The organism is Microcella alkaliphila (assembly GCF_004216855.1).
Taxonomy (GTDB): Bacteria; Actinomycetota; Actinomycetes; order Actinomycetales; family Microbacteriaceae; genus Microcella; species Microcella alkaliphila.
Genome location: NZ_SGXT01000015.1, coordinates 50,574 through 70,299, shown reverse-complemented (window position 1 = coordinate 70,299; position 19,726 = coordinate 50,574). Strand labels below are relative to the sequence as shown.

Sequence of the window (19,726 nt, the reverse complement as noted above, 5' to 3'; positions counted from 1 at the left end):
CACCACCGCCACCACGACCCCGGGTGGGCCGGCCGCGCGACAGCACCGTTCAGCCGACCGTAGCCGGCCTTCCCGGCCCACTCCGCGCATCCCGCCTCGAACCGTGCACCGCCGCACCTCCAGGAGAACCGCATGACCCTCGTCGCCGGCGTCGACTCCTCGACGCAGAGCTGCAAGATCCTGATTGTCGACGCCGAGACGGGCGCGACGGTTCGCGAGGGCCGCGCCGCGCATCCGGAGGGCACTGAAGTCGACCCCGCCGCCTGGTGGGCTGCCCTGCGCGCGGCAGCCAGTGACGCGGGCGGCCTGGCCGACGTGGCCGCGATCGCGATCGGCGGCCAGCAGCACGGCATGGTGGTGCTGGATGCGCAGGGTCGCGTCATCCGCGACGCCCTGCTCTGGAACGACACGCGCTCCGCCGCTGCCGCCACCGACCTGATCGAGGAGGTCGGGGCCGAGGAGTACGCCCGCCGCGTCGGCGTCGTGCCCGTTGCCTCCTTCACGGCGACGAAACTGCGCTGGCTGCGCGACGCCGAGCCGGACCACGCCGCACGCGTCGCCGCGGTCGCCCTGCCGCACGACTGGCTGACCTGGCGACTGCGCGGTTACGGCCCCGAGGGCGAGAGCCCGCTCGGCCCCGCCCTCGACGAGCTCGTCACCGACCGGTCGGATGCGAGCGGCACCGCCTACTTCTCGGCCGCAACCGATGAGTACGACCTCGACCTCTTTGAGCGCGCGCTCGGCCGCCCCGCTCGCGTCGCCGACCCTGCGCGTGTCCACACCTCGGAGCGCGTCAACAACTCAGGACAATCCGATGCCGTGGTGCTGCCGCGGGTACTCGGGCCGGGCGACTCGGTCGCGGTCGACGCCAGTAGTCCTGAGTTGTTGACCGTTCCCGTCGGCACGGTCGTCGGAGCGGGCGCGGGCGACAACGCCGCCGCGGCCCTGGGCCTCGGCGCGGGCCAGGGCGATGTGGTCGTCTCGATCGGCACGAGCGGCACCGTCTTCGCTGTGAGCGCCGAACCGGTGGCGGATGCGTCGGGCACCGTCGCTGGGTTCGCCGACGCGGGCGGCGCCCACCTTCCGCTGGTCGCGACGCTCAACGCCGCGCGCGTGCTCGACGTCATCGCCCGCCTGTTGGGCGTGGATCACGACGGCCTGGCTGAGCTGGCCCTCGCCGCTGAGCCTGGCGCCGACGGCCTCGTCCTGCAGCCCTACTTCGAGGGCGAGCGCACCCCCAACCTGCCCGACGCCACGGCAACGCTGTTCGGCCTGACTCTCGCTTCCACCACGCGTGAGAGCCTCGCCCGGGCGGCCATCGAGGGCATGCTGTGCGGTCTGGCCGACGGCCTCGATGCGATCACCGGTCTCGGGGTGCCGGCCACGAGCACCCACCTTGTTGGCGGAGCCGCGCGCAGCCGCGCGGTCGGCGCGATCGCCGCTCAGGTGCTCGGGCTGCCGATCACGATCCCCGAGCCGGGGGAGTACGTCGCCCGAGGTGCGGCCGTGCAGGCGGCGTGGGCGCTCAGCGGCACGCGACCGCTGTGGCCCATCGCGACCTTCGCCGAGCTGCCCGCCGACCCGTACCCGGTGATCCGCGAGCAGTACGCGGCGCAGGGCTAGCCTGGGCCCATGGCCGAGACCACCTCCGCGCCACCCCAGCCGATCGTCACCTTGACGATCAATCCCGCGCTCGACGTGAGCACCTCGACCGAGCGCGTGCGACCTCAACACAAGATGCGGTGCGGCCCGAGCCGCCTCGACGTCACCGCGCGCGATGGCGTCGAGGATACCCTGGTGCTGGTCGACCACATCGCCGAGTGCGAGCAGCCGATGCGACTGCACCTGCCCGGTGCACAGTTCGATCTCGCCCATGAGCAGCCCGAGCAGGCGCGCCAGTCGTGGGGACCGCTGAGCTTCGACGAGCGCGCGGTGAAAGGCAATGTCGGCGCGGGCGAGGGGCGCGGTGTCCTGCTCGGCCGAGCCGAGCGCGTCGGCGAGCTTGCGCTGCGCAGTGAGCACGCCCGGCGACATGGGCGCCGCGCCGGTGGCGACCGCCGTGGCGAGGTTGGTGAGTGCGGCGACCTCGAGCGTGGCGCGGTTGGCGTAGAGGTCTACGATGTCGTCGCGCGTGAGCGAGGGCACGCGCGCGGTCTTGTGCGCGGTCCGGCGTGGGAGCCCTTCGGCGACGAGTCTTTCGAGTGCGGCCTTCGCGGTGGGGCGCGCGACCCCGAAGCGATCGGCGATCGCCTGCTCGGTGACGGGGGCGCCGGGCTCCTCGCGCTGGGTCAGGATGCTCTTGCGCAGCGCCTCGTACACGGAGTCGGGTAGCCGCGTCACGTAAGGGCTTCACTGCTCACGAAGGCGACACCAGCGGGCTGTTATACAAGTGCACGAGCGCGAATTCTTTCGCTCGCTCGCGCATGGAGGGTGCCCAACTGCCTGCGACGCCACGCACCCCTCACGCTCGAGTAATAGGCGCGTCCACCGTTGAATGATGCAGCATCAGTCGCGGGCAGAACGTGCGGCCATGAGCCCAATCCTCTCTCGTCCTCAGAGACGCCGTCACCGAGGAACAGGCGCGGCATGTGGTGGCTGCGGCCGTCGAGGCCGGTGCGGTCGCGCTCGACACGGCTCGCGCCTACGCCAGCGTCGAGGACGATGCCGTCGGCGAACGGCTGACCGCCGATGCACGTTCGCTGCGCGACGTCCTTCCGGTCGTTACCGAGGCGGGCCAATACCGCGTCTCGACCTCCAGCCGGTTTACCGACGGCAGCGCGAGCCGGCTACGCGCCGACGCGCTACGCAGCGCACAAATCTTGGGCGCGCCTCCCGAGCTCCTGCTGCTGCACCGAGCCGACCGTATTGACGACCTCGACGAGTCCGTGCGCACGCTCGCGGCTCTCCGTGACGAGGGAGTAGTGCGCGCGATTGGCCTTTCTAATACGTCTGTTGAGCTCATCGATCAGACGGCAGCCGTCACACGGATCGACACGGTGCAGAACCGGCTCGGCCTCGGCGTCAACTCGTTCGCCGAGTGCCACCGCTGTCCGGCGATCGGCATCGACTTCTTCGCCTACGCGCCCTTCGGTGGCCCCGTGCAGCGCCGCTCCAGTCGGGCGTGCTTCGCCTCGCAGCCCTCGCCATCGCACGGGGCGAGTCGGTGCACCGACTCAGGCTCGCGTGCATGCTCGATACCATGCCGAACCTGTGGTCGGTCACCGGCGCGACGCCTTCCTCGGCGACTTGGCTTCGCGCGACGTGCCCCTGACACTGTCGAGCTAGCCGGTTCGAGCTGCTCGTGCGCGGCTTACGTGGCACCGATCGAACTCGCGGGCGTGAGTGAGGGCGGCCTGCGGCTCGCCATGCGGTGCTCGTGCTGAAGCGCGCGGTCGGGGTTCTTCCCACAGCACGTCCAGGGCTTAGGCGCCCATCTCAATACCCGCCTGCGCGACGGTGCTGACGGGGATCGCCGCAACTCGGGCCGCTGCCTGGTTGTCGTAGCCAATGACCGCGAGGTGATTTGGCACGCTCAGCGAGATGACCATGGAAACAGCGAGGCTGTGTCCACCACGATCGCGGGTCGTGCCCGATTCATCATGGAGAGCCTCGCGGTCGCCTTCGCCGAGACAGTACACGCCGCGGCGCGGCTCGCGTCGCGCCATGCCGGAGGGATTCACACGGTGGGCGGTGGTTCGCTGAACGCTCTGCTGCGCCAGCTCTCTCCTGATGGTGCAGGGCTGCCTGTGCTGGCCGGGCCCGTCGAGGCGACGGAACTCTGCAACGTCCCGATGGGGGCGTACAAGCTGGGGCTACGTGGCACGTTAGAAGAATTGCGCGAACTCGTCGTCCGCGCCCACGCACCGGTTTGCTACGACCGGCGTCGATCATAGGCACACCCGGCCGCGCGGCACACAACGTCACTAGCCTGGGGCTATGTTTACGCATCCCGCAATGCCGTTGCCGATCACGACATTGCCGATCAATCCGACGCTCGATGGAAGCCCGTCGCCGGCGAGCGTGATGGGCTGGAGGGTTCGCACCATACGCACCGCCGCCGCCTCCTCTTCTTCCGGAGAACACCAACGTGCAGTCGGCGCCCTGTATCTCCTAGATTCGACACCACCCCTCCGGCCTCGGCTTTCAGTCCAGGGGTCCCCAACAAACCCTGGGCTCTGCCATTGACCGTCGCACCGAGGCTGGGCTTTCGACTCGGCCTCTTGGTTCCACGCCCGGTCTACGGCCGCTCCCCTGGCGGCAACCTCGAGTACGCAAATGACGTAACTCTCGACGGCGCCTTCGGGGGCCGTTGGGTAGGCGACCCTTGAAGAGGGCTTTAATCAACCAAGTTCCCACCCGATGATCGAACTGGCTGGTTGGTCAAATTGTCGGATCTCTAACGTTGCGAGGGGCACCGGACCGGCGTAAAAGCAAGGGAACTGCGGACCTGATGTGCATTAACATCGGATCTCTGGCAATATTCGCGACGAGCCCAATGGAGGTGTTGTCATGAACTCAGCCACGATCGGTGTCGACATCGGCACATCCAGTACCAAGGGTGTTTTGGTCGATCGCGACGGAGTGATTCTCGCTCAAGCGACTCGTGAGCATCGCGTTGACCGACCCAGCGCCGACCGAGTTGAGATGGACCCGGAGATCTGGTGGAGCGAATTCGTCGCCATCGCTCGCGAACTGCAGGCGGCCATTCCCGACGTCACTCCTGTAGCGGTCGGGGTCAGCGGCATGGGCCCGTGCGTTGCGTTGCTCGATGATGACGGCCGGGCCGTTCGGCCGGCCATTCTATACGGCGTCGATACCCGTGCCAGCGAGCAGATTGAGCGACTGACGGCAGAGCTCGGCGCCGACGCGATCGTCGAATCGGGCGGTTCGGCGCTGACCTCCCAAGCAGCGGGGCCCAAGATCGCGTGGATTCGCGAGCACGAACCCGAGGCGTACGAGCGCGCATCCGGGCTGGCGATGCCGGCGTCTTTCCTGGGGCGTCGACTCACCGGCAACCTCGTGCTCGATCACCACTCGGCGAGTCAGTGCTGGCCCCTGTACGACATTGACAGGGCACAGTGGCGCGACGACTGGTGGGATCACATCGCGCCGGGCATCACCCGCCCCGAGCTGGTCTCCCCGGCGAGCAGTATTGGCGCGGTCACCGCTGAGGCCGCAGCCGAGACGGGTCTGCCGGAAGGCATCCCAGTCGCGTGCGGCACGATCGACGCCTGGACCGAAGCCGTCAGCGCCGGCGCCACCCGCGCCAACGACCTCGTGCTGATGTACGGCACGACGATGTTCCTCATCGCAACGACCGACCATCGCCCGAGCGCGCCTGGCATGTGGACCACCCGAGGAGTCGCCGACGGATCGTTTTCGCTCGCCGGCGGCATGGCCACCTCCGGCGCGATCACCGGGTGGATTCGCGAGCTGGTCGACGGTGACTTCGCGACGCTCACACAGCTGGCCGCCGAGAGCGGTGTCGGCGCCCAGGGGGTGCTGATGCTTCCGTACTTCGCCGGGGAGCGCACTCCGATTCAAGATCCGGATGCGCGCGGCGTTTTGGTCGGGATGACCCTTGAGACGAGCGTGGGTGACCTCTACCGCGCGGCGCTGGAGGCGGTCGCGTTCGGCGTGCGTCACAACATCGAGGTGATGAGAGATTCCGGCGCCTCCGTCGATCGGGTTGTCGCCGTGGGTGGAGGCACGTCCGGGGGAGTCTGGACCCAGATCGTGTCTGACGTCACGGGATTACCGCAGGTGCTGCCAAGCGTGACGGTCGGTGCAAGCTACGGCGCAGCGTTCCTCGCCGCAGGGCTGCTGGGCGTGCCCGACATCGATCTCTGGAACCCGCCGGCCGACATTGTGCAGCCGGATCCGCAGCGCCACGCCCGCTACGACGCGCTGTATCGCCTCTACCGAGACCTCTACCCAGCCACGCGCGACATCGCGCATGAACTCGCTCGCACTGAGCGCTAGCTCCATCACCACGAAGGGAAATTCTTATGTCGACCTCCTACGTCATTCCGCAGCGCCGCGTGTGGCCCGAAGCAGCCCCCCGCACGGCCTACTCTGTGGCCTCCGGCGACCTGCGACTGTCGGCCAACACGACGTGCTGGCCAGCACAGCGCGCCTTTGAGGAGCGCGTGAGCGAGACCCTGGCGTCGCGCGGGTGGTCTCTGCACCGCGCCCACGATGTCGATGCCGAGAAGGGCCACGGATTCATTGACTCGCAGGCTCGCGGAATCGAGGTGTTCCGCTCGGTGCCTAAGACGGCGCCGCTGATCGTGATCGAGGCCGTGTGGCAGTACAGCCACCACGTTCTCGCGGGGCTGCGCGCCCACGAGGGGCCGATCCTGCTCATCGCGAACTGGGAGGGCCGTTTCCCTGGCCTCGTCGGTCTGCTGAACCTCACGGCGAGCCTCACGAAGGCGAACATCGAGCACTCGGTGCTGTGGAGCCAGGACCTCACCGATGAGTGGGCGCTGGCGAAGCTCGACGAGTGGCTCGAGACCGGCCGCATCGAGCACGACACCTCGCACGTGCGCGAGCTCGGCCAGCTGGCCGACTCCGACGAAGTCGCGCTCGGCACCGCTCTCGCGCATCAGTTGCGCGACGAAAAGGCCGTGATCGGTGTCTTCGATGAGGGCTGCATGGGCATGTACAACGCCATCATCGATGACGAGATGCTCAACGCCACGGGCATCTACAAGGAGCGCCTGTCGCAGAGCGCACTCCTGGCGGAGATGGATCAGGTGTCGGCGGCTGAGGCCGAGCAGGCTCTGCAGTGGCTCGAGAACGCCGGGCTGACGTTCCACTGGGGCACGGAAGACGCCACCGAGCTCACCCGCGCACAGGTGCTGAGCCAGATGCGTATGTACATCGCGGCCCTCCGCATCGGCGACGACTACGGCGTTGACGCGATCGGCATCCAGTACCAGCAGGGGCTCAAGGATCAGTGCGCCGCCTCCGACCTTGCCGAGGGGCTCCTAAACAATGTGGCGCGTCCGCCGGTGTCGTCGCGCGACGGAAAGCGCGAGCTCTGGAAGGGTGCACCGCTGCCTCACTTCAACGAGGTGGATGAGGGAGTTGCGGTGGATGCGCTCGTCACGAACCGCATTTGGACGGCGATGGGATTCGACCCGGCGACGACGCTGCACGACATTCGCTGGGGTGAGGACTTCGGCGACGACTTCGTGTGGGTGTTCGAGATCTCAGGTTCGGTGCCTGCCAGCCACAACGGTGGCTATGACAAGTCGTATTCGATGCGCCAGGTGCCCATGTTCTTCCCGAAGGGCGGCGGCACGCTGTCGGGCATTTCGAAGCCCGGTGAGATCGTGTGGTCGCGCGTGTTCGTCATGGACGACGCTCTGCACGCCGACGTGGGCCGGGCTCACGTCGTCGAGCTGCCGAGTGAGGAGACTCAGCGGCGCCTGCATGCGACCGACCACCAGTGGCCGATCATGCACGCTGTGTTGCACGGCGTGACTCGGGACCAGTTGATGGCCCGTCACAAGTCGAATCACATCCAGGTCGCCTACGCGCCGAGCGCGGATGCGGCTGATCGCGCCCTCGAGGCGAAGGCCGCGATGTTCGCGGGAATGGGTATTCAGGTTCACCTGTGTGGCGAGACCAGCATCTGATGTTTGCCGATAGATGGTGGCGGTCACAGTCGGGAGAACATTCCGCACACCTGGTGATCGGATGTATGCGCGGTGAGTGCACAACGGGTACTCGGCGCGATACCCGCAGTGATGTCCGGCTGCGATTCGGGGGCGTTGCCCCTGCCTCACCCCTGTTTTTCCTGCATCTACGCGGGATGCACGCGATCGGGCCACATGGTTACGGTCTTGTTATGCGCGAGGGATGCGGACCAGCGGGCATTTAGTTACATTAAGTAACAACTTGCATAGATGCCAGGGTTGTGCGCAGAATATGTCGGATGTTTCCGGCGGCTATCGACGAAACACGGTTCCTTCAATGAAGTGGGAGATGATGTGACGGCAGCACTGCTCGAGGTCGAGGGGATTAGCAAGAGCTTCCCCGGAGTGCGCGCCCTCCATAAGGTTCAGTTCCGGCTGTCCGCGGGAGAAGTAATCGTTCTCGTGGGTGAGAACGGTGCGGGCAAGTCAACGCTGATGAAGATCCTCTCGGGGATCTACCAGCGCGACGAGGGAACCATTCGCATGGATGGCAACGACGTGGAGATCCCGGGGCCCGCCGTGGCCCAAGAACTGGGTATCTGCATCATCCACCAGGAGATGAACCTCATGCCCGACCTCACGGTCGCGCAGAACATCTACATCGGGCGAGAGCCTCGTCGCGGCATCATGCTCGACGAGCGGCGCCTCAACGAGAACGCCCAGCAGCTGCTCGATGACCTCGGAATCGCCCTCAACGCCCGAGACCTCGTGGGCGATCTGACGGTCGCGAAGCAGCAGATGGTCGAAATCGCGAAAGCGCTCTCGTTCAACTCCCGCGTGTTGATCATGGACGAGCCGACGAGTGCACTGACCGATGCCGAGGTCGAGACGCTGTTCGGACTGATCGACAGTCTGCGCGAGCGGGGCACCGGCATCGTCTACATCTCGCACCGCATGGAGGAGTTAAAGAGGCTCGCCGACCGCGTCACCGTCTTGCGGGATGGGGAACACATCGGAGACCTTGAAGGCGATGAGATCCATGTGCCGACGATCATCGAGATGATGGTGGGCAGGCAGGTCGACTCGAGCGCTCGCCCGACTGCGTCGGCGCACTCCGCGGACGACATCGTTCTTCGCGTTACTGGCTTATCGACGCGCACGCTGTTGCGCGACGTGTCGTTCGACCTGCGGCGCGGTGAAATCCTGGGTTTCGCGGGGCTGATGGGCGCGGGCCGCACCGAGACTGCCCGTGCGATCATCGGCGCCGACCCGCGCACCAGCGGCAAGATCGAGGTCAACGGCGCGCCCGTTGCGATTCGACAGCCCTCCGATGGCGTTCGGCACGGTATTGGCTACCTCTCGGAAGACCGGAAGCAGTTTGGTCTCATGCTCGAACAGAGTGTGACGTTCAACACGATCCTCGCGTCGTTGCCCGACTTCACCGGTCCGATCGGGGTGGTTCAGGAGGGCAAAGCGCGCGAGGTCACGACCAAGTATGTGGACGACCTCGGCACGAAGACGCCGTCGACGGAGCAGTTCGTAAAGCTACTGTCGGGCGGTAACCAGCAAAAAGTCGTCATTGCCAAATGGCTGACTCGTGACTGCGAAATTCTGATCTTCGATGAGCCCACTCGAGGCATTGACGTCGGCGCGAAAGAGGAGATCTACCGCCTCTTGCACGAGTTGGCTGAGGCAGGCAAGTCGATCATCGTGATCTCGAGCGAGCTGCCCGAAATCCTCCGCCTCGCACACCGCATCGTCGTGATGGCGAATGGTCGCGTGACGGGCACGCTCGCCAACGAAGAGGCGAGCCAAGAAAAAATTATGGAATACGCGACGCACGCGATCGCGGATACGAAGGGAGCGGCATGACTGCCGACCAGACCACGCGAGTGGCCAGTCCGAGCGACGAACCCAAGCAGGCACCGCAGAAATCCAACGCTAATCTTTGGCGCAAGGGCCTACAGCAAGGTTTGGCGTTCGGAACCCTGGTTGTTTTGTTGCTGTTCTTCTCGATCGCGAGTGACCGATTCTTCACTTGGTCGAACCTTTCGGGAATCCTGCTCGCCACGGCGGTGATCGGCATCCTGGCCCTCGGCACGACCTTCGTCATCACGACCGGGGGTATCGACCTCTCCCTCGGCACCGGAATGACGCTGTCTGCAGTTATGACGGGAATCGTGGCGGTCAACTTCGGCATGCCACTCGTTGTCGGCGTGTTAGCGGGGATCGCGACGGGAGCCCTAATCGGCCTCGTCAACGGCCTCAACGTGGCCTTTTTGAATCTGCCACCCTTCATTGCAACACTCGCGATGATGATGGTCGCGCAGGGCCTCGCCCTCGTGATTTCGGGAGTCAGCCCGATCTACTTCTCGGGCGTTCCCGGCTTCAGGGACATCGCGCTCGGCAACCTGATTCCGGGGTTACCCAACGCAGTTCTGATCATGTTCATGCTGGCGGCCCTCGCTTATTTCATGCTCGCGAAGACGGTGTTCGGTCGGTTTACCGTCGCCATCGGCTCGAACGAGGAAGCGACGCGCCTATCCGGTGTCAACACCAGACGATGGAAGGTCATCGTGTACACGGTATCTGGTGTGTTCACGGGCATCGCAGGTGTGATCATTGCCTCACGACTCGATTCCGCGCAACCGCAGATCGGCGTCGGTTACGAGCTTCAGGCCATCGCCGCGGTCATCATCGGCGGTACGTCGCTCTTGGGTGGCCGTGGCTCGATCGTCGGCACCCTGATTGGTGCGCTCATCATGAGCGTGCTGATCAACGGGCTGCGAATCCTGTCAATTCAGACGGAGTGGCAGAACGTGGTAGTCGGTGTGGTTATCGCGATCGCTGTGTTTGCCGACGCGTTGCGAAATCGCAAGGGGTTATAACCCCAACTCAGACCCGCGCGAGACGGTTGTGCCAGTTCGTCTCGCGTCGTCGGATTCGTCCGGCAAGCCCTCTGCACCCAGAGGGACAGCACCAGAGGCACAGAATGCACCACCAAACGCCGCTTGTCGGCAACGAATTAGAGGAGTTTCAATGAAGATTAGGAAGAGTGCTGCGATTATTGCAAGCGCCGCCACCCTGGCGCTTGTGCTCGCAGGGTGCGCCGGAGATGCCGCACCCACTGATCCCGGCGCCGGCGCCGGCGGCGGTGAAAGCGAAGGCGAGCGCCTGCAGATCGCGCTGATTTCGAAGGGCTTCCAGCACCAATTCTGGCAGGCAGTTCGCCAGGGGGCCGAAGAGGCAGCGGCCGAGCTCGGCGTCGACGTGACGTTCGAAGGCCCCGCTTCGGAAACCGAAATCGACGCTCAGTTGCAGATGTTCCAGGCTGCGATCGACCGTGCCCCCGACGCGATCGGCTACGCCGCTCTCGACCCCGAGGCCTGCGTTTCGCTGTACGAAGCAGCAGCCGAAGCGAACATCCCGATCGTCGAATTCGACGCGGGCTGTGCGAGCGACTACGGCCAGAACCTGGCCGCCACTGACGGTGTCGCAGCGGGCGCCATTGCAGCTCAGAACATGGCAGAGCTCATCGGCGGAGAAGGACAGGTCGGCATTGTCGGGCACAGCCAGATCAACTCGACCGGTATCGAGCGTCGCGACGGCTTCGTGACCGAGATCGAGGCCAACTGGCCCGGTATTGAGATTGTCGACATTCAGTACGGCGACGGCGACCACCTGCGCTCGGCTGACATCGCGAAGGCAATGCTCGCGGCGTACCCCGACATGGTTGGCCTTTACGGCACCAACGAGGGTTCAGCCATCGGTATCGTCAACGCGGTGACCGAGCTCGGCCTGCCCAACGGACAGGTCACGGTCGTCGGATTTGACTCGGGCGCCGCTCAGATTGACGCGATCAGGAACGGTGTGATGGCCGGCGCCATCACGCAGGACCCGATCGGCATCGGCCGCACCGTGGTTGAGAACGCTGTTGCTGCGATCAATGGCGAGTCGCTCCCGGAGTTCACCGACACCGGTTCATTCTGGTACGACGCCACCAACATGGACGAGCCGAACATCGCTGCAGTTCTTTACCAGTAACAACTCCGTCGCGTTCGCGTGACAACGCGGGAAGCCCCCGGCCACTCGGCCGGGGGCTTCCTCGCGTCTACGCGGTGGGTGCGATGAGCTTGAGCAGGTGTCGCGGGTTCGCCGTGAGCATCCGCTCCACCGCGTCGCTGCCTAGCCGGTATCGCAGTCGTGGCACGTACCGGTCGCCGAGATAGGCGAGACCCGGCATGCCACCGTAGGCGACGTAGCGCGAGGATCGTGCAACGTCACCGCCAAGCACGATCCGGTCTTCGCCCCGCTCGATCACCGCGGCGGTGAGTTCGATGAGCGAGTGGTCGCTGTGATCGCGCCAGCGGGCGGCACCGTCGTAGCCGAGCGTGCAGCCGCGAGCCAGCAGTTCGACGTGGTGCCCCGGGTCGTTGAGCCGGTCGGCATGAGCTAGCATGACGCGGGACGGCAGGACCCCAAGGCTGCTCAGTAGGTCGAGCACTTCGTGCCCGGCTGTGCAGTGCTCGAGGTGCACCATGATGGCGGCCCCGGTCTGCGCGTGCGCGATGGCCGCCGCCTCCAAGGTCATCCGCTCGAATGCACTGATCGACCAGTAGCCGATGCCGGTCTTGATGATGCCCGCGCGCACGGGCTCGCCTTCAACCTCCTCTGCGGGCGCGCCATCCGGATCTGAGATCGGCATTCCGCTGACGATGTCGCGAACGAACGCGGCGGCTCGACGGTCGACACTCCACTGCCGCAGGGGGTGGTCGTCACCGTAGTGCGCCTCGCGGTGCATGCCCGTGCTCGCGACGATCGTGAGACCGGTTGAGCCGCTAATGTCTGCCAGCCCGACGGGGTTTCTGCCCAGGCCGATCGGCGTCGCGTCAATCATGCTGGCGAACCCGCTGTCACGCAGGCTGGCCGCTTCGCTGCGAGAGCGTTCGAGGTCGGTGAGCTCGTCTGCTGGTAGCAGGGGCGAGACCTGGAACAGGTGCTCGTGCGTGTTGACCGCGCGAAGCGTCGACGCGTCGATGTCGCCCCGTACCGTGCGTATGGTTCCCACCGTCCGCCTCCTCACTCGAGCCCGCGGCTGCGGTTAGCGCCGAAACGGCTCCGCGAGCTGCGCGAGTCGCTCGACGGTCTTGGGTGTCATGTCTACCTCGAACACCTCGCCGATCACCTGGGTCCAACCGTGGATGAAATAGCGCCACCCGTCAACAACCGTCAGCCCGTTTCGTTCCGCTTGGTCGCGGGCGTGAGCGAGAAATTCGAGACTGCCGCGGTAGTTGAATTCCCACACGACGGCCGAGGGGGGGAAGTCGATGTCGTCGGGCAGCGGAGATCCCGGCCGGTCTTTACCGAGACCGGATGCGTTGACTACGAGGCTACCGTGAGCAAGCGTCGCGAACAGCGTACGCATCGATTCGTCGCTGGCGTCCACGAGGTGCAGTAGCCCCGCATCCGTGCCGAGGATGGCGTGCACGTCGGCCAGGTGGTCGAGGCGTGAGCGGTCGGTGTCAGAAACCACGATGCGGCGCGGCACGTCGTTGCGCTGCGCCAGGTGCCACGACAGCGCGAGACCGGCGCCGCCGGCTCCGAGGATCACCGCGTCGCGTTCCGAAACGAAGGCGTCGGCCGCCACGAACTCGTCGAGCGCGAGCCCGACCGTGAGCGGGTCTTTGGCGTGGCCGAGCAGGCGTCCATCGCGTTTGGCGATGCTCGAGACTTCGCCGCACGCCAGCGCGAAGTCGTCGAGCTCGTCGAAGAGGTCGTGAGCCGCGGCGAAGAGAGCCATCTTGTGCGTGGTGACGAGCGCGCCGCGGTGCTCGGGGTCGTCCCTGATCGTCGTGACCAGCGCGCGGTACTCGGCCGATGAGGCGCCGATCGCGACGTCGTGGCCGTCGAGCTGGCTCGTCGGCAACCCGAGCTCGGTCGCCCACACGGGAAAAATCTGCATGATCGACGATCCCGAGGTAGTGACCCCCACGAAGCCCATCCGTCCGCTCATGCAACCCTCGTGCTGGCGAGCGCTGCGGCGTATTCCCGCGCGCGCGTTTCGATGCGGTCCCAGTCGCGCTCCGCGAGGGCGTCGCGGGCGATGAGGTCGCCTCCCGCGCCGACGGCGATCACTCCGGCGGCGAAGAACTGCCCGAGGTTTTCTGCCGTTACTCCCCCGGTCGGCATCAGGGCCGCCTCCGGGAAGGGCTCGCGGAGAGCCTTAATATGGGGAACACCTCCGAAGGATGCGGGGAACACTTTGACGACGTGAACGCCCAGTGCCAGCGCGCTCATGAGCTCGGTGGGGGTAAGGGCGCCCGTCATTGTGATGAGGCCGGTGTCGAGCATGGCGCGCGCGACGTCGGGCAGCGTGCCGGGCGAGACGAGAAAGCGTGCCCCGGCGGCGGCTGACTCGTCGGCCAGGGCGGCAGTGGTGACGGTGCCCGCGCCGATCAGCGCTGCATCGCCGTGGCGGCGATGCAACTCGGCGATCACGGATGCGGCTTCGGGCGTCGAGTAGGTCACTTCGATTCCCGTTACCCCGCCACGAATCAGTGCGTCGGCTGCGTGGAGGGCGGCATCCGGGTCGGGGGCGCGCACGACCGCGAAAACACCCGTCGTGTGAACGCTGTCGAGGGCGGGCGAAGGTGTCGAGTCGCTCACGGTGTGTCCTTGAGGGTGGTGTCGAGACGTGCCGCGGCCCGGTCGCGCGCGGCACGAGCATCCGGGTCGGGAGTGTTCACGGCGTCGTGCGGTGTGTCGCCCGCGAGCACCGCGAGCACGTTTTCGACGGCGCGGGAACCCATGCCGTCGACCGCTTCAACCGTTTGCGCGCCGAGGTGCGGCGTGATGGTCACCCGCGGCGACAGCCGCGGCGTGAGCAACGGTGACGGTAGGCCACCTGTGTCGCCGTGCAGCGTGTCGGCGGCGTACGCGGCAATTCGGCCCAGCTCGAGGGCCGCGGCGAGCGCGGCTTCGTCGACAAGGTCGGAGCGCGCCGTGTTCACGATCACGCACGAACGCTTGATTGTGTCGAGCCACTGCGCGGTGATAAGCGTGTCGCCTCCGGGTGCGTGCAGGGTGATGACATCGCACTGGCTCGCCATATGCTGCAGCGTGCTGGGCTCGACACCGAGATCGCTGAGCTGCTGCGGCGTGATCATCGGGTCGGCAGCGAGGATGCGCGAGCCGAATCCGGAGAGGCGCTGCGCGACTCCCCGCCCGATGCGGCCGAACCCGACGATGCCCACGGTGAGCCCACCGAGCTCGCGGCCACGAAAGGTCGACCAATCACCCTTGCGCACCCGACGGTCGCCGTCGACGACGCCACGGAGGGCGGTCAACATGAGCGCAATGGTGTGTTCAGCGACAGCCGATGAATTCGCGCCGGGGGTGTTGGTGACCCAGACACCTCGTACGGCAGCGGCCTCGAGGTCGACTGCTTCGAAGCCGACCCCGTAGCGGGCGACAACGCGCAGGTTCGGGGCGGCGTCCAGATGTTCGGCGGTTACTGGGCCCGTGCCCGCGACCCACGCGTCAGCGTCGGCGAGTTCGCGCGCGACGAACGCGAAGTCGTGATCACTCGGACCGCGCAGGATGCGGTGCCCGGCGTCTTCGAGCTCGCGCGCCAGATCGAGGTCGCCGTCTCCGAATGATCTGCTGGTCGCCAGTATCGTCGCCATCAGGAGGCGCCGCTGCCCGAGACAGCGAACCACGGCGCCAGTGCGGTGTACGCCTCGTCGAAGCGCGCGAGGCGGTCGCGGTAGGCGCCGCGTCTGCTCGGTTCGGGGGTGAATTCTGCGGTCACCTGAGACAGGTCGCGCGCGGCCGAGAAGTCGTCGACGAGGCCGAGGCCGACGGCCCCAACGACGGCGGCGCCGAGGCTGTTGGCCTCTTCGACGACGGAGCGCCGCCGCACGGTGACGCCCCAGACGTCCGCCATGATCTGTAACCACGTGTCGCTTGCCGCGCCGCCGCCGACCGCATCGATGCGGTCAATAGTGACGCCCGCATCCCGGAAGGCTTGAATGCCGATCGCGAGGTTGAAGGCGACCCCCTCGAGCACCGCGCGCACGAGGTGGGGGCGGCCGTGGTGCCGGCCGATGCCCACGAACGCGCCCCGCGCATCCGGATCCCAGCGGGGGGAGCGCTCGCCCAGCAGGTAGGGCAGAAAGTACAGCCCGCCTGTCGCCGCTTCGTCGGTGTCGGCGTCGGCGACCAGTCGCGCAAGCGTCGAGCCGTCGGCGGTCTCGCTAAGCACTTCGTTGATCCAGCTGACGGATGCGCCGGCCGCCTGCATCGTCGCGGTCGGCACGAACATGTCGGGCACGACGTGGGTGAAGGTGAAGGTGCGACGGCTGGGGTCGAGGGCCGAGGTGGCCGAGGCAAACGAGATCCACGACGAGGTGCCCATGCACACGTAGGCACCGTCTTCGGGGGCGACAACTCCGGCCCCCACAGCGGCGATCGGCCCGTCGCCTCCTCCCATGACGACGCGGGTGCTCGCGTTCAAGCCGGTTGCAGCGGCAACCCGGTCGGTGAGCGTGCCGACCACCTCGGTCGACGGCACGACCTCGGGAAAGATCGATGCATCGAGGCCGGCAGCGTCGATGGCCTCGTGCGACCAGGTCCCCGCATGCAGGTCGAAGGCGTTGGTGGCGGATGCGTCGCTCGGCTCGGTCACGAGGCGACCGGTCAGTCGGTGCACAAGGAAGTCTTTGGCGACGCAGAACCAGCGCACGCGGTCGAAGACGTCGGGCTCGTTGTCGCGCACCCACATCACTTTGGCGAGGGAGTATGTGGGGTTCACCCGGTGCCCCAACAGCTCGTAGGCCTCTGATTCGCCCAGGCGTTCCGCGAGTTGTGCGGTCTGCGCGTGGGCACGCGTGTCGGCCCAGATGATGGCCGGGCGCACGGGTTCGTAGTGCTCGTCGAGCAGAACGGCGCCCATCATCTGGCCGCTGAGGACCATGCCGGTGACGCGGTTGCGGTCGGTCTGGGTGCGTTCCAGCAGCGTTCGGGTGGCCTCAATGACGGCGTTTTCCCAGTCGCGGGGGTTTTGTTCGGCGATGCCGCCGTCGCGAAAGTCGACGGGGTACGAGACGGTGACGGCCGACAACAGTCGGCCGGTTTCGTCGTGCAGCGATGCCTTGTTGCCGGTGGTGCCGAGGTCGTGGGCGATGATCATGAGAGCCCTCCGTAGGGGCGCAGCTCGAAGCCGTTGGGAGTCTTGTAGACGCGATTGCCCATGCCGTGCTCGAGCACCCAGTTGTAGTCGTGTCCTGCCCCGCCCGGGTAGACTGCGAGCATCGAGTAGGGCTCATCGCCGATGTTGATGGAGCGGTGCGCCCAGCCCGGCGGGATGTAGCCGATGGTGCCGGGAGCCATGGTGACCCATTCGACGCGGTCGCCGTCGAACATCAAGAGCCCCCCGGTGCCGTGCAAGGCGAGGTAGATCTCGCCCTGGTAGTTAGGGTGCTGGTGGCCTTTCGTCATCCACAATTCACCGCCGGTCGTGCCCGGCTCGATGGTGGTGATCGACTGTGGCAATTCCCGATCGATCTCGGGCACCGGCGACGACTGCACGCGGTAGACGACGGGGTTGTCGCCGTCGACAGCCTTCTGCCAAGCGTCGCGATCGGCAAAGAGGCCTTCGAGGTCGCTCATACGACGTTCCAGGGTGGGCCCGGGGGGAGAAAGGGTCGCAGCGGCGGCGTCGAACTGAATAGCGAACGGGGCGATCGGGGTCGCTGCGTAGGACTGCACGGCGTCTCCTCAGGGGTCAGCGGGCTGAATCTGGACGAGCCCAATCCTACCTGTAATTACAGGTTGACGCCACTGATTTCTGCCCTCTACTGCGTGATGAACACCGGGCGATCGCGGGAGGTGCTCGCCTCGAGGTGAAACTCGAATCGGCTGCGGTCACCGCGGTGCAGCGCTTCAAAGTATTCGACTGGGCGCCGGTGAGCATCGAAGGTGCGGCTGCGCAGTTGCAGTACCGGCTTGCCCGGTCCGATTCCGAGCAGTTGGCCCTCCCGCGCATCCGTCAGTGCCGCCTCGATCGACCGGATTCCGGTCTCGGCCTTGACCCCACGTGACTCCAGCAACGCGTACAGCGAGCTGTTCGTGAGGTCGACGCCGAACACGTGTCGTCCGATCGCCTCGGGCATCCAGGTCGTCGAGAGTGACCACCGTTCGTCGTCGACAAACCGCAGCCGCTCGAGCACGACGACGGGCGTGCCGACTGCGAGGTCGAGCTGTTCGGCCACAAACTCTGACGCTGGCTCTCGTTCGAGCCGCAGCACGGTCGAGCGCACGTGCCCGTTGCGTGATGCGACCTCCTCGAACAGTCCCGCGAGGCGCCCGGCCAGGGTCTCCGTTGTCTTTTGCGGTGCGACAAAGGTGCCTTTGCCCTTCACGCGAACGATGACGCGCGCGTTTTCGAGCTGCGCCAACGCCTGCCGCACGACCGTGCGCGAGACTCCGTAGAGCTCACAGAGGTGCAGTTCCCCGGGCAACAGTTCGCCGGGCTTGAGGATTCCGTCTGCGATGGCCGCGCGAATAATGCGCTCGAGCTGGTCGTACATGGGCAATGCTGAGCCCTTGTCGATCCGCCCGGCAGACAGGTGAGCCCGCGCGCGCCCGCGCCGCACCGCACCCTCGGTGCTCATGGCTAGTAGTCGACTCCCATGATGAGGGCGACATTGGCGTACGACGTGTATTCGCCCGAGCGAACGAAGGCGCGTGCGTGCTGCGAGCGCGCCTTGTAATCTACGTGCGGAATCAGCTCGACCTCGATGCCGAGCGGCGCAAGGCGTTCGCGCACCGCCTGCAACATGTGGGGGCTCGCCTCGGCCACTTCGGCCGGCATGACGGCGCCCTCGATGACGACCTCATTGAGCAGGGTGTCGAGAACGTCGAGAAACGCCGGCTCGCCCTTGCGATAGGCCAGATCGACCCGTTCGGCTCCGGGGGGAATCGGCAGACCCGCGTCGGTCACGAAAACTTCGTCGTAGTGACCGAGTTCAGAGATGATGCGGCTCAATTGGGGGTTGATCGTGGTCGTACTGCGTCGCATTAGGCACCGTCTTTCTGGGTGGTGGAGGCGAGGAGGGCGTCGACGTCATCCGCAGTAGGCAGGCTCGGCGAGGCGCCGCGCTTGGTGACCGCGAGGGCGCCGGCGGCGCTCGCCCGGCGGATGGCCTCGTCGCGGTCAATCCCGGCTGCCAGCGAGGCTGCCAGGTGACCCGCGAAGGCATCGCCGGCGGCGGTGGTGTCCTCGACGGTCACAGCAATCGCGGGGTAGTCGACGACCGAGTCACCCGTGACGAGCACGCTTCCCGCCCCGGCGAGGGTGATGAGCGCGGCACTGACGCCGCGCGATACGAACCATCGCCCCGCCTCCACCGCGGTGTCGCGCGAGGTGACGGAAACGCCCGTCAGCAGGGTCGCCTCGGTCTCATTCGGCAGCACCATGTCGACGAGCGGCCAGATCGAGTCGTCGAGCTCGTGCGCCGGCGCGGGGTCGAGCAACACCATGATGGAGCGTTCGTGGGCTCGTCGGATCGCGTGCATCGTCAGCGAGAACGGAATCTCGAGCTGGGTGAGCATGACCGCGGTGTTCGGGCCGAGCTCTTCGAAGGCCTGATCGATGTGTTCGACGCTGAGGGCAGCGTTGGCGAGCGGCACCATGACGATGTCGTTTTCTCCGCTCGCATCGACGCGGATGTGCGCGACGCCGGTCTGCCCCGGAACCTCGCGCACCTGCGTCATGCCGACGCCCGCATCCCGCAACCCGTCGCTAACCAGATCCCGAAACAGGTCGTCTCCCACGCATCCGACCATGTGTGACCGGGCCCCGGCCCGTCCTGCCGCGATGGCCTGGTTGGCTCCCTTGCCGCCCAGGACGAGCGTGAACGCGTCGCCGAGGAATGTTTCTCCGGGCTGGGGGAGCCTGCTCGAAAAAGTTGTCACATCAGCGGTTATCGACCCAACGACGAGCACGTCTCCCGGACGGGGCTGACTCTGGGGGGCAACGGTCACGACGATCTCCGAGTTCTGCGCGGTCCTCGTTGATA

18 protein-coding genes and 2 pseudogenes are annotated in these 19,726 nt (G+C 66.4%); 8 read left to right on the top strand and 12 right to left on the bottom strand.

Going from position 1 to position 19,726, the window contains the following annotated elements:
• The first annotated feature begins 132 nt into the window (after nt 1-132).
• Entirely contained in the window at nt 133-1,623 is a 1,491-nt protein-coding gene (locus tag EV140_RS07595) for a xylulokinase (protein ID WP_130282641.1), read from the top strand.
• A 180-nt stretch (nt 1,624-1,803) separates the two neighbouring features.
• Here the strand turns inward: EV140_RS07595 and EV140_RS13620 are convergent.
• Nucleotides 1,804-2,319: pseudogene (locus EV140_RS13620) on the bottom strand (GntR family transcriptional regulator); the annotation flags it as partial.
• 254 nt (nt 2,320-2,573) lie between these two features.
• On the opposite strand from EV140_RS13620, the pseudogene EV140_RS07580 reads away from it, so the two are divergent.
• Nucleotides 2,574-3,383: pseudogene (locus tag EV140_RS07580) on the top strand (aldo/keto reductase); the annotation flags it as partial.
• Between the two features lie 39 nt (nt 3,384-3,422).
• On the opposite strand, the gene EV140_RS13335 reads toward EV140_RS07580, so the two are convergent.
• Complete coding sequence (locus EV140_RS13335; RefSeq protein WP_198674385.1) at nt 3,423-3,548, bottom strand: substrate-binding domain-containing protein; 126 nt, start codon at nt 3,546-3,548, stop codon at nt 3,423-3,425.
• A gap of 15 nt (nt 3,549-3,563) precedes the next feature.
• On the opposite strand from EV140_RS13335, the gene EV140_RS07575 reads away from it, so the two are divergent.
• Nucleotides 3,564-3,893, top strand: coding sequence for an FGGY-family carbohydrate kinase (locus EV140_RS07575; RefSeq protein WP_157985630.1), 330 nt, complete (start codon nt 3,564-3,566; stop codon nt 3,891-3,893).
• A gap of 30 nt (nt 3,894-3,923) precedes the next feature.
• Here the strand turns inward: EV140_RS07575 and EV140_RS13550 are convergent, their stop codons facing one another.
• The gene (locus EV140_RS13550; protein WP_277871097.1) at nt 3,924-4,046 is read right to left on the bottom strand and encodes a hypothetical protein; all 123 of its coding nucleotides are present in this window, start codon (nt 4,044-4,046) and stop codon (nt 3,924-3,926) included.
• A gap of 463 nt (nt 4,047-4,509) precedes the next feature.
• On the opposite strand from EV140_RS13550, the gene EV140_RS07570 reads away from it, so the two are divergent.
• From EV140_RS07570 to EV140_RS07550, 5 genes are all read left to right on the top strand, one after another.
• On the top strand, nt 4,510-5,982 hold the full coding sequence (locus tag EV140_RS07570) for an FGGY-family carbohydrate kinase (RefSeq protein ID WP_130282635.1): 1,473 nt from the start codon (nt 4,510-4,512) through the stop codon (nt 5,980-5,982).
• Nucleotides 5,983-6,008: 26 nt separating this feature from the next.
• Nucleotides 6,009-7,646: a fucose isomerase gene (locus EV140_RS07565; protein ID WP_130282633.1), complete on the top strand. Its 1,638-nt coding sequence runs from the start codon at nt 6,009-6,011 to the stop codon at nt 7,644-7,646.
• 354 nt (nt 7,647-8,000) lie between these two features.
• Complete coding sequence (locus EV140_RS07560; protein ID WP_130282631.1) at nt 8,001-9,518, top strand: sugar ABC transporter ATP-binding protein; 1,518 nt, start codon at nt 8,001-8,003, stop codon at nt 9,516-9,518.
• Nucleotides 9,515-10,534: an ABC transporter permease gene (locus tag EV140_RS07555; RefSeq protein ID WP_130282629.1), complete on the top strand. Its 1,020-nt coding sequence runs from the start codon at nt 9,515-9,517 to the stop codon at nt 10,532-10,534. The genes EV140_RS07560 and EV140_RS07555 overlap by 4 nt, the downstream gene beginning before the upstream one ends.
• 151 nt (nt 10,535-10,685) lie before the next feature.
• Nucleotides 10,686-11,690: an ABC transporter substrate-binding protein gene (locus EV140_RS07550; protein ID WP_130282627.1), complete on the top strand. Its 1,005-nt coding sequence runs from the start codon at nt 10,686-10,688 to the stop codon at nt 11,688-11,690.
• A 67-nt stretch (nt 11,691-11,757) separates the two neighbouring features.
• Here EV140_RS07550 and EV140_RS07545 read toward each other — a convergent pair whose 3' ends face one another.
• The 9 genes from EV140_RS07545 to EV140_RS07505 form a co-directional block, all read right to left on the bottom strand.
• Entirely contained in the window at nt 11,758-12,714 is a 957-nt protein-coding gene (locus EV140_RS07545; protein WP_130282625.1) for a phosphotriesterase family protein, read from the bottom strand.
• Nucleotides 12,715-12,747: 33 nt separating this feature from the next.
• Nucleotides 12,748-13,659, bottom strand: coding sequence for a saccharopine dehydrogenase NADP-binding domain-containing protein (locus EV140_RS07540; protein ID WP_130282623.1), 912 nt, complete (start codon nt 13,657-13,659; stop codon nt 12,748-12,750).
• A complete protein-coding gene (locus tag EV140_RS07535) occupies nt 13,656-14,312 on the bottom strand; it encodes a bifunctional 4-hydroxy-2-oxoglutarate aldolase/2-dehydro-3-deoxy-phosphogluconate aldolase (RefSeq protein ID WP_130282621.1) in 657 nt (218 codons plus the stop codon). The genes EV140_RS07540 and EV140_RS07535 overlap by 4 nt, the downstream gene beginning before the upstream one ends.
• Nucleotides 14,309-15,331, bottom strand: coding sequence for an NAD(P)-dependent oxidoreductase (locus tag EV140_RS07530; RefSeq protein ID WP_130282619.1), 1,023 nt, complete (start codon nt 15,329-15,331; stop codon nt 14,309-14,311). The genes EV140_RS07535 and EV140_RS07530 overlap by 4 nt, the downstream gene beginning before the upstream one ends.
• On the bottom strand, nt 15,331-16,836 hold the full coding sequence (gene xylB, locus EV140_RS07525) for a xylulokinase (RefSeq protein ID WP_130282617.1): 1,506 nt from the start codon (nt 16,834-16,836) through the stop codon (nt 15,331-15,333). Before xylB ends, EV140_RS07530 begins: the two co-directional genes overlap by 1 nt.
• Nucleotides 16,833-17,414, bottom strand: a complete 582-nt coding sequence (locus EV140_RS07520) for a glucose-6-phosphate isomerase family protein (RefSeq protein WP_241971361.1) — start codon at nt 17,412-17,414, stop codon at nt 16,833-16,835. The genes xylB and EV140_RS07520 overlap by 4 nt, the downstream gene beginning before the upstream one ends.
• 86 nt (nt 17,415-17,500) lie before the next feature.
• Nucleotides 17,501-18,319 carry a GntR family transcriptional regulator gene (locus tag EV140_RS07515; protein ID WP_130282615.1) on the bottom strand — a complete coding sequence of 273 codons (819 nt, stop codon included), beginning with the start codon at nt 18,317-18,319 and terminating at the stop codon, nt 17,501-17,503.
• A 2-nt stretch (nt 18,320-18,321) separates the two neighbouring features.
• On the bottom strand, nt 18,322-18,726 hold the full coding sequence (gene rbsD, locus EV140_RS07510; protein WP_130282613.1) for a D-ribose pyranase: 405 nt from the start codon (nt 18,724-18,726) through the stop codon (nt 18,322-18,324).
• Entirely contained in the window at nt 18,726-19,691 is a 966-nt protein-coding gene (locus EV140_RS07505; RefSeq protein WP_198674384.1) for a ribokinase, read from the bottom strand. The genes rbsD and EV140_RS07505 overlap by 1 nt, the downstream gene beginning before the upstream one ends.
• Nucleotides 19,692-19,726: the final 35 nt, after the last annotated feature.